This is a genomic window from Staphylococcus sp. HMSC034G07 (assembly GCF_001835975.1).
Classification (GTDB): Bacteria; Bacillota; Bacilli; order Staphylococcales; family Staphylococcaceae; genus Staphylococcus; species Staphylococcus ureilyticus.
On record NZ_KV826593.1, the window covers coordinates 102,487 to 117,615 of the forward strand.

Annotated in this window: 11 protein-coding genes and 1 pseudogene; 6 read left to right on the plus strand and 6 right to left on the minus strand. The window is 33.2% G+C overall.

The genetic code is table 11. The features are described from left to right. From fdhF to HMPREF2586_RS01820, 3 genes and pseudogenes are all read right to left on the minus strand, one after another. Window positions 1-2,743, minus strand: a pseudogene (fdhF, locus tag HMPREF2586_RS01810) (formate dehydrogenase subunit alpha); the annotation flags it as partial. A gap of 266 nt (window positions 2,744-3,009) precedes the next feature. Continuing rightward, window positions 3,010-3,936 carry an LCP family glycopolymer transferase gene (locus tag HMPREF2586_RS01815; RefSeq protein WP_169926881.1) on the minus strand — a complete coding sequence of 309 codons (927 nt, stop codon included), beginning with the start codon at window positions 3,934-3,936 and terminating at the stop codon, window positions 3,010-3,012. A 155-nt stretch (window positions 3,937-4,091) separates the two neighbouring features. Next, window positions 4,092-4,883 carry an inositol monophosphatase family protein gene (locus HMPREF2586_RS01820; protein ID WP_070037580.1) on the minus strand — a complete coding sequence of 264 codons (792 nt, stop codon included), beginning with the start codon at window positions 4,881-4,883 and terminating at the stop codon, window positions 4,092-4,094. 473 nt (window positions 4,884-5,356) lie between these two features. Between HMPREF2586_RS01820 and HMPREF2586_RS01825 the strand changes: the two genes are divergently transcribed. Next, window positions 5,357-6,049 (plus strand): helix-turn-helix transcriptional regulator, encoded by a 693-nt coding sequence (locus tag HMPREF2586_RS01825; protein WP_046208482.1) that lies wholly within the window; start codon window positions 5,357-5,359, stop codon window positions 6,047-6,049. A 32-nt stretch (window positions 6,050-6,081) separates the two neighbouring features. Here HMPREF2586_RS01825 and HMPREF2586_RS01830 read toward each other — a convergent pair whose 3' ends face one another. Next, the gene (locus HMPREF2586_RS01830; RefSeq protein ID WP_070812607.1) at window positions 6,082-6,813 is read right to left on the minus strand and encodes a CPBP family intramembrane glutamic endopeptidase; all 732 of its coding nucleotides are present in this window, start codon (window positions 6,811-6,813) and stop codon (window positions 6,082-6,084) included. Window positions 6,814-6,929: 116 nt separating this feature from the next. Between HMPREF2586_RS01830 and HMPREF2586_RS01835 the strand changes: the two genes are divergently transcribed. The 5 genes from HMPREF2586_RS01835 (at window position 6,930) to HMPREF2586_RS01855 (ending at window position 11,662) form a co-directional block, all read left to right on the plus strand. After that, a complete protein-coding gene (locus tag HMPREF2586_RS01835) occupies window positions 6,930-7,259 on the plus strand; it encodes a hypothetical protein (protein ID WP_046208484.1) in 330 nt (109 codons plus the stop codon). A gap of 97 nt (window positions 7,260-7,356) precedes the next feature. Then, window positions 7,357-8,406, plus strand: a complete 1,050-nt coding sequence (locus tag HMPREF2586_RS01840) for a MupG family TIM beta-alpha barrel fold protein (RefSeq protein ID WP_070657910.1) — start codon at window positions 7,357-7,359, stop codon at window positions 8,404-8,406. 6 nt (window positions 8,407-8,412) lie between these two features. After that, the gene (murQ, locus tag HMPREF2586_RS01845; RefSeq protein WP_046208486.1) at window positions 8,413-9,300 is read left to right on the plus strand and encodes an N-acetylmuramic acid 6-phosphate etherase; all 888 of its coding nucleotides are present in this window, start codon (window positions 8,413-8,415) and stop codon (window positions 9,298-9,300) included. A 43-nt stretch (window positions 9,301-9,343) separates the two neighbouring features. After that, the gene (locus HMPREF2586_RS01850) at window positions 9,344-10,783 is read left to right on the plus strand and encodes a PTS transporter subunit EIIC (RefSeq protein ID WP_070657915.1); all 1,440 of its coding nucleotides are present in this window, start codon (window positions 9,344-9,346) and stop codon (window positions 10,781-10,783) included. Window positions 10,784-10,786: 3 nt separating this feature from the next. Beyond that, complete coding sequence (locus tag HMPREF2586_RS01855) at window positions 10,787-11,662, plus strand: MurR/RpiR family transcriptional regulator (RefSeq protein WP_046208488.1); 876 nt, start codon at window positions 10,787-10,789, stop codon at window positions 11,660-11,662. 128 nt (window positions 11,663-11,790) lie between these two features. On the opposite strand, the gene HMPREF2586_RS01860 is transcribed toward HMPREF2586_RS01855, so the two are convergent. Continuing rightward, window positions 11,791-13,230: an alkaline phosphatase gene (locus HMPREF2586_RS01860; RefSeq protein WP_046208489.1), complete on the minus strand. Its 1,440-nt coding sequence runs from the start codon at window positions 13,228-13,230 to the stop codon at window positions 11,791-11,793. A gap of 214 nt (window positions 13,231-13,444) precedes the next feature. Next, window positions 13,445-14,833, minus strand: coding sequence for an amino acid permease (locus tag HMPREF2586_RS01865; protein ID WP_046208490.1), 1,389 nt, complete (start codon window positions 14,831-14,833; stop codon window positions 13,445-13,447). Window positions 14,834-15,129 lie beyond the last annotated feature (296 nt).

A 15,129-nucleotide genomic window follows, 5' to 3' on the forward strand; every position in this document is an offset into this window, starting at 1 on the left:
GAGGTGACCAATCTTTGAAACGTATCTTTATCATTGCATTGTTATTAAGTGGAATATAAATTTCTTTGCCTTTTACTCTATCAGTGACATGTGCAATTAGTTCAGCTTCACCACTATCTGAAATCAACTTAACTTCTGCCCCTTCATGAATATCTCTTTCTTGTGCTAGTTCTGGAGATACTTCTACGAATGGTTGAGGGACTTTATATGCAAGACCTGGTACTTTATAAGTCATGTTTCCTTCATGGAAATGCTCTAATAAACGACCGTTATTTACATGTAAATCATATTTTTCATTCACTTTAAAGAAATTATCGAAAGTTAAAGGATAGAAATTCGCTTTACCATCTTCAAAGTTAAATCCATCTAAATACAATGTTGGTTGATCCGTGCCATCTTCAGCCACAGGCCATTGTAAACTATTGTAACCATCTAATCGGTCATAGTTCACGCCCGAATATGATGGTGTCAGTTTAGCAATTTCGTCCATAATTTGACTTGGGTGCGTGTAATTCCAATCATAACCTAGTGTTCTAGCTACATCTTGAATAATGACCCAATCTGGTTTAGATTCGCCTTTAGGTTCAAGGGCTTGATATAAACGTTGGATACGGCGTTCAGTATTCGTAAATGTACCTGTTTTCTCTAGTGAAGGACATGCTGGTAAAACTACATCTGCATATGAAGCAGTGAAAGTGAAAAACTCATCTTGTACGACTAAAAAACCAACTTTTTCTAGTGCAGCTTGTACATAGTTGATATTTGAATCAACAATACCTGTATCTTCACCATATAAATACAATGCGTCAATTTCACCTGCGTGAATACCTTCCATCATTTGGTGATTATCTTTACCAGGAACACTCGGTAATGTTTCACCATATTCTCTTTCAAATTTTGCACGAATTTCATCGTCTGCTACTTTTTGGTAACCAGGGAATTGATCAGGCATGCTACCCATGTCACTACATCCTTGTACGTTGTTGTGACCACGAAGCGGATATGCACCAGTACCTGGTTTTCTATAATTGCCTGTTGCTAATAATAAGTTAGAAATTGCTGTAGACGTGTCACTACCAATATCTTGTTGTGTGACACCCATAGCCCACGCAATTGACACTGTTTCAGCATTAACCATTTGATGTGCAAAATCTATGAGTGCTTCTTTTGAAATACCTGTTGTATCTTCGGCAAATTCCATTGTAAATGGTGCTAAAGACTTATGATATTCATCGAAGCCATTTACCCATTCATCTACAAATGCTTTATCATGCAAGTCATTATCTATAATATATTTTGTCACCGCTGATAACCAAACTAAGTCAGTACCAGGTTTAGGTTGATAGAAGTTGTCAGCTCTTTCTGCCATTTCATGTTTACGAATATCAAAAACATTTAATGTGTTGTTATATAATTTATGTCCACGCTTAATGCGAGAAGCAATGACTGGATGTGCTTCAGCAGTATTTGTGCCTATTAAAACAACCATATCAGCAATTTCAAGATCATTGATTGAACCCGAATCACCACCATGACCTACAGTTCTAAATAATCCCTTTGTCGCAGGTGCTTGACAGTAACGAGAACAGTTATCGACATTATTCGTACCAATTACTTGTCTCGCAAGCTTTTGCATTAAATATGATTCTTCATTAGTTGCTTTTGAAGAAGAAATAAATGCTAGACCATCAGATCCGTGAGAAGCTTTTACTTTGTTAAAGTTTTCAGAAATTACTTGTAATGCTTCATCCCACTCTACTTCTTCGAATTGATTATTTTTACGTACTAATGGTTTAGTTAATCTTTCCTCTGAATCAATGTAATCCCAACCAAACTTACCTTTCACACAAGTTGCAATTTTGTTGGCTGGAGATTCGTGTTGAGGTTGAACTTTCAATACTTCTCTTCCTTTTGTCCATACGTCAAAGGAACAACCAACACCGCAATATGTACATACAGTCTTAGTTTTTTCGATGCGTTCTTCACGCATCGCCGCTTCAGAATCAGATACTGCAAATAGTGGGCCATAGCCTGGTTCTGCTTTTTTAGTTAAGTCAATCATCGCAGCAAGTGAACCTGGCTCTAAATCTGTCATATAGCCTGCGTTTCCTTCCATGTTTACTTCTAACATAGCGTTACAAGGACATACAGTTGCACATTGACCACAACCAACACATGATGAATCGTTAATTGTTGTATCATTATCCCAAATCACGCGTGGTTGTTGACGTTCCCAATCAATCGTTAAAGTTTCATTGACTTGGACGTCTTGACACACTTCCACACATCTTCCACAAAGAATACATTGGTCTGGGTCGTAACGATAGAAAGGTCCATAGTCTTTTTCATATGGTTTTTCCTTATATTCATATGTTTGATGTTCGAGACCCCATTGATCCATTGTATTATGAATCTCACAATCACCATTGTTATAATCACATACTGTACAATAAAGCATGTGTTTTTCTAAAATACGATCTAATGCTTCTTTTTGACTTGTTTGTACATTATCATTTTGTGTATTTACAATCATTGGTCTATCTATCGTCGTACTACAAGCACGTTGCATCACACCGTCTATTTCTACTGTACACGTATCACAAGTTTCAATTGGACCAAGCGATTCGTTATAACATATAGAAGGTACAAACGTATCTTGTGATTTAATAAATTGTAGTAAATTTGTGCCGGGTTCCACAAGATAATCTTTGCCATCTAATGTAATAATTAAATGTTCTTGCATATTATTCACCCCTATTAATTTTATAAAGCCCGTGTTTATGAATCAAAGATGTCTGACAACATTCCATCTTAAAAGCCCCACACTTTTTGGTAATGTTATTTATATTGTATATGTAAATCAATAAAATGTTAAGGCTTTCCACTGATTTTTAACTGTTTAATATAAGTTTTAATTTATAGTGTTAAATATTCTCTCTGAAAATTATTATTTTAGTGACAAAAATAAAATACACGCAACCAATACAGTGGTTGCGTGTATTTATTAAATTAGATACCTAAATTATCTTTTATATCGCTTTCTATTTCAGATAATGAACTTTGGCTAGGTACAAAATAATATAGACCATCATCTTGTATGCCACCTTGACCTTCTAATTGATGGCGGTGAACATTATCATTTGCATCTTTATAATTACCTCTAACTTTGTTCAACTCACCTAAAGTCAAATCAGTTTTTACATTATCTTCAACGTGATTCATCAAAGAGTTAAAATGCGTAACTGAACTGATACTTGTCAATTTGTTGGCAAGACCTTGTATAACTAATTGTTGACGTTCTTGTCTACCAAAGTCGCCGCCAGCGCCTTCTTCTTTACGACTTCTTATAAACGCCATTGCTTCTTTTCCATCCATTCGAGACTTTTGTCCTTCATTAAATTGGAATCCATCATATGAGAAGGTAGCGTTACTAGTGACATCAATACCTCCAACAGTATCTATCATATCTTTCATTCCATCCATGTCTATCGTTGCATAGTGATCTATCGGCACATTCAATAGTTTTTCTACTGATTTCACTGCCATGTCAGGACCACCATACGCGTATGCATGATTTATTTTTTCAGTTGTACCTTTACCTACGATATCTGCTTGAGTATCTCTAGGTATGCTCACAATTTCAGTAGATTTCTTCTCTGGGTTGATAGACAACACCATAATCGTATCACTACGCTGTCCTCCGCCATTAGCAGCTCTTTTGGCATCTGAATCTACACCAAATAAAGCAATCGTAAATGGATCTCCATTATTAAGGTTGGCTTCTTTTTCCCTCAAAGATGACTTATCCCTATCCAATGGATTATGTATTGCACCACCGACAGAAAATATTTTAAAACCTAAATACACAACGGCTAAAATTGCTAAAATTAATAATAAACCCAAAAACCACAAAAATACTTTTGCGGGCAACCCCATTTTCTTTTTATTATATTCGTTAGAACGATTCACCTTTTTCATTCTCCATTCTATATTCGATTTTCTATTTCAATTAATTATAGATTATATAGTAAAATTATTTAATGAACATGGTGCTTAAGACCTATTGTTAAATAATTAATATTTTAAAATAATTATTTTTGATACCCAGATCCTGAATTTAGAATCGTCAACATTTCTTTATGACAAGCTTTGTTACTTATAATAAATGGTCCCGCTTTCGCAAAATCTAAAGTTGAATTATTTAACGTCGTCATTGTCAATCCCAATTCTTCAGCGAATAAAAACTGTGCAGCGATATCCCATGGTTTAGGATTTGTATTTACATGTGCGCCAAATTGTCCTAAAATTACGCGCACAGAATCTAAGCCACATGAACCAATGAAACGATATCCAAATGAAGCATCATTTAAATCATGAATCGTATCATCATTCATTACCAAAGTATTAAATGAAATAATCGCGTCTTCTAATTTTAAATCTTCAGGCTGTTGCAATAATTTACCATTCATATATGCGCCTTGGCCCTTGATAGCTTTATAAAGCTTGCCGTGTGGATAATCATAAATGTATGACAACGTAGGTTCACCATCCACAAAGTAGCCTAATATAATGCAATAATCTTCCTGTTGCTTAACTAAATTTGTAGTACCATCAATCGGATCCATGACCCATACATGACCCTTTTTTGCTTGAATACCTTCATTCGATTTTTCTTCCGCAAAAAGTTGGTGATTTGGAAAATGTTGCTGTAAAAATTGCTCAAAATTTTGTTGAATAGATTTATCTACATTAGTCACTAAATCAAATCGATTTTTTTTCGTTGAAGTAACCATTTGTTTTATTAATTGTGGGATAATATCATCTAATGTTGTTAACCAATCTCTAACTAAATTATCTATATCTAATAATGTTTCTTTATTCATTTGCGACCTCCTCTTTAAGCGAATCACTAAATTTTTTCATTTTAATTATTTCATATGTATAATTTGTTTTATTTTATCATATAAATATAATTACGGTAACAAACTATTCGATTCACTATCGTCCGATAAATGATTTCATTATTCTATACCGATAAGTATGATATTCAATAAAATGATAAGAGGCTGAGACAATTTAATTGCCCCAGCCTCTTATAGAAAGGAAAGTAAGTAATAAATATTGAAGATGTTTGCTTAGTAACTCGTACGAAAAAGATGTTAACAAAACTATATGTAATAGCCTACCCCTTTGTCATCTTTTCGCTACCCCCTTGTTACTAATTATTATACTAACATAAACAACTAAAAAATGTAAGCGTTTTCTATAACTTTTTTTAAAACTTTATAAATGTCGTCATTGTCACTTTTATGCTATAATGAATGTAATATGTAATCATTTGGGAGGTGACTTTCTAATGAATAAACGCGAAAGGCAAAATAAATTGGTACAAGCCATACAACAAAATAAGCAAATTACCGCTTCAGAACTCGCGACAGACTTAAATGTATCGAAGCGTACAATTTTAAGAGATATTCAAGATTTAGAAGATCAGGGAGTAAAAATTCTAGCAAAACATGGAAAATTAGGTGGTTATCAACTCCAAGAGACGCCAAATAGTTATGAGCTCGAATTAACTGATAAACAACTCACCGCTTTATTCTTAGTATTGAATGAAAGTCAATCATATACTACACTTCCATATAAAGAAGAGATAAACGCAATTATTAAAAAATGTTTAAATTTACCTTATACGAAAATGAGACGGGCGCTTAAAAAGCTAGACCGATATATTAAATTCAATCAACAAACACATGTTGACTTGCCGCCCATTTTTTCAGAAGTCTTAATCTATTGTACCGAAAGAAATGTGATGGCTATGGAGTATAATAAAAATAATGAGATTATGACTGAAAATGTAATTTTTATAGGCTTATTATGTACAGACGGATTATGGAAAGCAGTTATTTTTGAAATTGGTCTCGGTAAAACTAATGAAATACCTATTGTTGATATCCATGATATTTCATATTCATTTGAGAAAAAAATAAAAACACAAGATATTACTATCAATAACTATCAACAATTTTTAAATCCCACTGAGTCCTAAAAAACTCAGTGGGATTTTTTCAACCTTGTCCATTATGTATATAACGTAATTAGCGTAAAAACAAATGAGATTAAATTATTGAGCATATGAATACTTACACTTGCAATGAGTTTAAAACCTGATTTGATGTATGCATAGACCATAGCAATCGCTAAAATTAAATAACTTCCTATTTCTAATGGAGATTCTGCTCCCATTACATGCATTAGTGAAAATAGAATGGCTGAAATAACCCCCATAACAATAGCATTAAATTTCTTCCCTAATTCACCTATCAGTAAATGTCTAAAAAATATTTCCTCCACTAATGGTGCACCAATTACAATTAACAAAAAAGTAAACGGTAAAAATGACGGCTGATCAAATAAATTCATTAGTTCTAATTCATTTTGAGTTTCATTAAACCCAATACCATTGGGTAACATTTGCATCACCATGTTATAAATTCCACTACAAACCATCATAACAATCGTCACGATGATAAGAAATAAATAATGCTGCTTTATAAATGCTATATTTCTCTTCAAATTTATTTTAAAATCCTTGGTATGTAAAAAATAAAAGCTAAACACAGTAACTACATATGATAGCAGTTGTACAACCACACTTATTTTGATCACTATTTTTTCTGTTAAATGATCTACAAAAATAAAACTAAATAAAATACCAATCACTGTAAAAACAATCATACTTACAATTAAAATCGCAATAAGGAAAAAGTCTTTCCATACAATATCTTTAAAACGATATTTTGTTTTTTCCATTTTTTAATAGCCCCTTTAAGTTCATTTTTAATTTTATAGTGTATATCCTACCATGCTTAACAAAATCAGAAAATCATATTCATCATTTTAAATTTTTTTAAGAAAGGATGCATTTTATGTATAATTTAGAATTTCATCAACTCGCTCAACGCATTAACCAACTATTAAACTTAATTGAAACTTATAAGTTTGCTATCGTTACTCAAAATAAAAAGAAAGCACAGTACAAACAAGATATCCAACAGTTTATTAAAGACGAACTTATCGTGTTTTCAGACATCAGCTTACAACGATTTTCTTTGCCCCATTATAATTATTACCAATTCCTTTTAACCCATGACACCAACCCCATTGAAGAACTCACTATTGGAAATACAATTAAGTACCTCGATACCTTACAAAATCAATTATTGGAAACACAAAAGTTATTGCAAGCGTTTTTGTAATAATATTTCAAAATGACATTTTTTTAAAATTAAAATTGTAATACTTTTTCATGTGTTGTAAAATGAAATCGATTACAGCAATATAGGAGTGATAACAATGCATGGCTTTTCTATTTATTTAGGACAACCCATTGATAAATCATATATTAGACGAATGATTGCTTTGGGATATACGACCATTTTCACATCTGTACAAATTCCAGAGGAAGACGAAACATCTAAATATCGCTATTTGGGAGAACTTTTAAATTATTTATCAGACGAACAACTTACGTATATGATTGATATCAATCCTTCATTGCTGGATCAATCTTTTTATGAATTCTTGCAATCATATCATCATGCGCAATTTATGATTCGTATTGATCACAGTACTTCTATAGAAATTATTAATGACATTATCCAACATGGTTTTCACTGTTGCTTAAATGCCAGCATACTTTCTGAATCACTACTTCAACAGCTTTATGAAAAACTAGATGATTTTACACACTTATGCTATTGCCATAACTATTATCCACGGCCAGATACAGGTCTAACAACTGAATTTGTTCATATTCAAAACTCACTAATTTTAAAGTATAATCCAAACGCAACGATCTTCGGTTTTATTCCAGGTACTACAAAACGTGGCCCCCTTTTTAAAGGTTTACCAACCATAGAATCAACGAGAGCACAACACCCTATTGAAAGTGCACAGCTATTATTAGATCATCTGACAACACAAATTTTGATTGGTGATACTAAAATTAGCGCACCACTAGACGAACAATTAATGAATGTATTATGCCATAGAACTTTCACACTCACAATTGATTTATTAGATATTCAAGTAACTAAGATATTACAGCAACCTCACACTGTACGACCAGACAACCCGCAAGATGTAATTCGCTCACAAGAAGCTAGACACTATTGTACAAGTGAAATTAATGCTTATAATACAACAGTTCGAAACACTGGTACAGTTACCATCGATAATAAACTGAACGGACGTTATCAAGGAGAATTACAACTTTTGAAAACTGACTTACCAGCGCATCCTCACGTTAATGTTATAGGTGAAATTTGTGAAGCTGAGCGCAGATTGATTCGTTGTATGAAGCCCAATGATACATTTAAATTTATTATAAAAACAAGGGAGTAGAAATTTATGAGTGATTTAACTACTGAATCTAGAAATAAAGCGACAATGCATTTAGATGAGATGTCTATAACAGAAATTCTTAAAACAATGAATGATGAAGATCAAAAAGTCCCACAACAAATTAGAAAAGTCATACCAGACTTGACTAAAGTCATAGAAATCACTACAAAACAATTTAGAGCTGGTGGTCGAATTATTTATATCGGTGCTGGAACAAGTGGAAGGTTGGGGGTGCTTGATGCTGCTGAATGTGTGCCCACATTCAATACGTCTCCAGATGAAGTCATTGGATTAATTGCAGGAGGACAAAGAGCCATGACTGTTGCTGTTGAAGGTGCTGAAGATAGTACCTCCTTGGCTGAAGAAGATTTACATCATATTCACCTTAATGAAAAAGACGTTTTAATCGGTATTGCTGCTAGTGGTAATACACCTTATGTTATCGGCGGATTAAAGTATGCGAATCACATTGGTGCACATACTGTTTCAATTTCATGCAATTCAAACACTAAAATAAGTAGCATAGCTAAAAATGCAATTGAAGTTAATGTAGGTCCTGAAGTCTTAACAGGTTCTACAAGATTAAAATCTGGAACAGCTCAGAAATTAATGCTTAATATGATTTCAACAATCACAATGGTTGGCGCCGGTAAAGTTTATGATAACCTCATGGTTGATGTAAAAGCTACAAATCAAAAATTAATTGACCGTTCCATACGCATTATACAAGATATCTGCGACATTTCTTATCAACAATCTGAAAAACTATATCATGCTGCAGATCATAACCTTAAAGTTGCTATCGTTATGCATATGTGTGATACATCAAAAGCAGATGCACAACAGCGTTTAGAAAAAAATAATCACATCGTTAAGCAAGCAATCAAAAATTAAACCAAATACTTAAAATAATTTATGTATATAGGAGGGTTTTATGATGTCTAAAGAACAAAAACTTGCAGAAAGTATTGTAAATGCAGTTGGCGGTTTAGAGAACATGGAAAATGTTATAAATTGCATGACGCGTGTAAGAATTAAGGTGCACGATGAAAATAAAGTTAACTATGATAAATTAAAATCGACAGAAGGTGTAATGGGCGTTGTCAAAGACGACCGTGTACAAGTAGTCGTTGGACCTGGCACAGTTAATAAGGTAGCTGCTCATATATCTGAAATGAGTGGTGTGCGTTTAGGTGAAACCATCCCTCACCAAACTAAAGATTATAAAGCAGAAACTGAAGCAAGAGCCAAAGAAAACAAAGCCGCTTTTCAAAGTAAACAAAAACGTGGCAAATTCAATAAATTATTAAAAACAATCGCTAATATATTCATCCCATTGATTCCAGCATTTATTGGTGCAGGTTTAATCGGTGGTATTGCTGCAGTTTTAAGCAACTTACTAGCTGCAGAGGTCATATCTGGCTCATGGATTACGCAACTTGTTACTGTTTTTAACGTAATTAAAGATGGTATGTTAGCATATTTAGCCATTTTCACTGGTATCAATGCTGCTAAAGAATTTGGTGCGACACCAGGTTTAGGTGGTGTTATTGGAGGAACGACATTACTAACAGGTTTAACAGAAGAAAATATGATCACTAATATTTTTACAGGCGAACCTTTACAAGCAGGACAAGGTGGTATTATCGGTGTTATCTTTGCTGTTTGGTTATTGAGTCTCGTAGAAAAGAGATTACATAAAATTGTACCAAATGCCATTGATATTATCGTAACACCTACGATTACTTTGTTTGTTATCGGATTATCAACAATCTTTATCATTATGCCTTTAGCTGGTTTTGTTTCTGACGGTTTAGTATCCGTAGTGAATGGTGTTATTAATATTGGTGGCGTCTTTAGTGGCTTTATTATTGGTGCTTTCTTCCTACCATTAGTTATGTTAGGATTACATCATATATTTACGCCTATTCATATTGAGATGATTAATCAATCTGGTGCTACTTACTTACTACCAATTGCTGCTATGGCAGGTGCAGGGCAAGTTGGTGCTGCATTAGCGCTTTGGGTAAGATGTAAGAAAAATACTACTTTGAGAAATGCAATTAAAGGTGCACTGCCTGTCGGTTTCCTTGGTATTGGCGAGCCCTTGATTTATGGGGTCACGTTACCTCTTGGTAGACCATTCTTTACCGCATGTATTGGTGGCGGTATTGGTGGTGCAGTGATTGGTGGTATTGGACACATCGGTGCTACCGCTATTGGACCAAGTGGTATTTCATTGTTACCTTTGATTTCAGATCATATGTACTTAGGATACATTGCAGGATTAATCGCTGCTTACATCGGTGGTTTCCTCTTCACCTTCTTTTTAGGTACAACAAAATCAATGAGAGAATCTGATAACTTAGGTGGTTAAACTATGACCAACGTACTTTATAAAATTGATAATATATATGAAACTTTTACAAAAAGTGAAAAAAAAATTGCTGATTTTATTTTAAACGAACCTCATCGTATCATTAATATGTCTGTCCAAGACCTTTCAAATGAAATTAATACAAGTACAGCATCCATTGTACGTTTTAGCAAGAAAATAACAGAAAAAGGGTTTCAAGAACTTAAAATTACAATTTCACGTTATTTGCCTGAAGATGCAATCAACAATAATCATATGGAATTAATTGATAATGAATCCGTCGATATTATCAAGTCTAAAATGTTAGCCCGAGCAACAGATACAATGAGTTGTGTTGCTTCACAAATTGAACAACATCACATCGATGACATCTGTGACACATTAAAACATGCGCGTACCATATTTTTATTTGGTTATGGGGCATCACTCGTTATTGTTACAGATTTATATCAAAAATTATCTCGGATTGGTTTAAATGTGCGCTTAATACAAGAAACGCATTTATTAATGACTACCATGGCTACTCATGATGAACAAGATTGTATTATTTTTGTAACCAACCAAGGTAGTCATAGTGAAATGCAATCTATGGCAAAAGTTGCAACTGACTATAATATACCTATCATCACGATTTCAAGCTCGAACAATAATCCTGTAGCTAAAATTTCTGATTATACTTTAATTTATGGTCAAACTGATGAGAATGAACTACGCATGGCCGCAACAACATCATTGTTTGCACAACTTTTTACGGTAGATATTCTTTATTATCGATTTATTGCTTTAAATTATCAACGTTCGTTAGACTCAATCACACAGTCTAAAATGGCACTTGATAATTATCGTAAACATTTGTCTAAAATCCAGTTTAAACACTAAATCATTGCTACCATCACTTTTTAAATAACATCATAAACGAGAACGACATAGAAATCACATTTTAATAAAGGATTTCTATGTCGTTCTCGTTTTTAATCTATCGCTAACACTATTTATTTGCTAGTTGCTTACTTTACATCGTTTTGAAAAAAGTCGAAAATATTTTTGGCATTATCAGTATTATCAATATTTCCTTTAAATTTATCACTACCAGGGCCATATGCATAAGTATTTACATCTTCTCCTGTATGACCATTAGTAGTCCAACCAGTATTTGATTTGTCATTAATTGGTTTTTGTACAGCATCTTGAACCTTTTGTAATTGACTTTCATATGCTTTTTCATCTTTTTTAAGATCTTTAAGTTTTTTAGCTTCATCTTTTATTTTATTCATTTGATCTTCTGAAACTTCAAAACCGTAACCATCTTTAATGACTTTCTCCACATTTTTGCCTTTGCTAATTTCTTCAGTCATATATTTACCTGAATGTTTCATTTGGTGAATGGCATCTGGGTTCCAAACGTAATCTTTACCTTTCGCAATAGACATACCACCTGTAGAATGATCTGCAGTAGCTACCACAAGTGTATCTGGATTTTCTTTTGCATAATTCATAGCATATTCAAATGATTTTTCAAATCCAGACATTTCTGACATTACCCCAGTTACATCATTTGGATGCCCTGATTTATCTATAGAAGCGCCCTCAACCATTAAAAAGAATCCTTTGTCGTTTTGTTTTAATTTATTTACGGCACTATCAGTCATATCCACTAATTTTGGATTTTTATCTGGTGCGTCTATTTGTAATGGCATATCATTATCTGCAAATAATCCTAATACTTGTTTACTTTTGGAATTTTGTAGTTCATTTTTATTTGTAACCACATCGTAACCATCTTTTTTAAATTTGTTTTTTAAATTGCCATTGTCTTTCCCAAAATACTCAGCACCACCACCTAGTAGTACATCGACTTTATGCTTGCCATTAATTTTATCATTGTAAAATTGTTTAGCAATTTCATCCTTTTTATCACGATCATCAACGTGTGATGCGTATGCAGCAGGCGTGGCATCTGTAATTTCAGCCGTAGATACGAGACCAGTTGATTTACCATTTTCTTTAGCTTGTTCTAATACTGTTTTAACATTATTTTTATTAGCATCGACGCCTATAGCTCCATTATATGTTTTTTGTCCTGAACTAAATGCGGTTGCACCAGCTGCTGAATCAGTAACATTTTCTTTTGGATCATTAGGGTTTGTACGTTGACTCCCTATTAGATATTTATCAAAAGCGGTCTGATCCATTTCTTTAGTATCTGGATTATCTGCAAAATAACGATAAGCAGAATTATACGAAGGTCCCATACCGTCACCGACTAAAAAGATAACGTTTTTAGGATTTTTTGTATTACCCATATAAGCTACATCAGCATTCTGATTTGAATCTTTAGACTCATCTTTTTTCCCTGCAGCATAAGTCCCTTGTACACTCCCTAATGATGAACCGGCAATGATTGTCCCTGCAATCGTAGCAGTAGCTAGTTTATTAAGTATTTTCATATAATAACTCCTTTAGATATGTATTATGACCTCAACTTTATTCTAAAGCACGAGTTTTGAGTGAGTATTTTTATATTGTTAAATTTTTGTAAAAGCATTTATGTAAGTGTACTAACGTAATGACGGATATACAAAAAAAGTCATAAATGATACAAAAAATGTATCATTTATGACTACTTAATATTGCTGACAAATTGATGTGTTATTATATTTTTTAAAGTTGCTGATCATCACTTAATTTATGATAGCCTTTTAGATAATAGAACAATGTCATAAAACCTAAGAACACGATACCAATAACAACTGAAACAACTGTTTCTTTATTAAATAACATGCCGATTAACACCATGATAAAGAACGCCATTGTAATATAATTTGTTATTGCGCCGCCTGGCATTTTAAAAGGATGATTTTTGAGTTCTTCGCTGTGATTTTTTCTGAATCTTAAATGACTAATTAATATCATAAACCACGGTACCATACCTGGTAAAATCGAGGCACTGTATACGTAAACAAAAATACTATCTGCCCCTTTAATAAATAAAGGCAAAATAACATTTAATAACGCACCAACTAAAATACCAATTGCTATTGCAGTAACCGTCCAAATAGGAACACCATTTTTCATAACTTTACGGAAAAATTTAGGTAACATGCCCTTTTGAGATAAGTTCAACGTCATTCGACTAGCGCTAAATATACCAGAATTACATCCTGACATCGCTGCAGTCAAAACTACAAAGTTAATGAGTCCAGCAGCAAATGTAATACCCACTTTTGCAAATGTTGCAACAAATGGACTGCCAATGTTTCCTAATTCATCCCAAGGATAAACAGTTACAATAACGAAAATGGCTCCGATATAGAAAATTAATATACGCCATATAACACCATTAACCGCACTTTTAATATTTTTTTGTGGATCTTTCGTTTCACCAGCAGTAATACCGATTAATTCAACACCTTGATAAGAACCAATTACAATAGAAAGTGCGAAGAAGAAACCAATCCAACCATTAGGCATAAAGCCACCATGTGACCATAAATTAGAAAGACCTATAGCCTCTCCACCATTACCAAGTCCAAAGAAAATCAAACCGAACCCTGCAATAATCATCAAGATAATAGTTACTACTTTTATCATTGCAAACCAAAATTCAAATTCACCAAAAGCTTTAACTGATACTAAGTTAGCACCAGCCAACAATAATACAACTATAATACCTGGTATCCATTGTGGTAAATCAGGAAACCAATAATTCATATATTCTCCAACGGCGATAACCTCACTCATACCTACAACAACCCATTGGAAAATATTACTCCATGCTGTCAGATAACCAGCAACTGGATTTATGTAATCACTTGCAAAGTTTGCAAAAGAACCTGAAGTCGGGTGTAAATATACCATTTCCCCCATAGCTCTCATCACTAAAAATAAAAACAGCCCAGCTATTAAATAGGCAAATATTACTGAAGGCCCTGTCCATTTAATCGTACTTGTCGCCCCCATAAAGAGTCCGACACCAATCGTTCCACCAAGTGCTATCATCCGCATTTGACGTGCACCTAGTCCCCTTTGTAATTCGTTATTCTCATTCATCATTCAAACCCCATCTCATTCAAATATAAGTGAAAATAATTCACTTATTATGACGCTATTATACTATAAATTCTAAAAATTAAAACAATTATTTTTCATTTATGTAAGCCCTTACATATGTTTTTATTTTAGATTACTTTTAGAGAAAACGCAATGTAAATTTTCATTTCAATATGATAGAGAGCAATTAAATACTATATTTAGTTAATTGAGTGTCACTATTTAATTATGATTATTTTGTGAATTATTTCACAAAAACACTGTAACATAGTATACTATTTTTAATTAATAGAAAG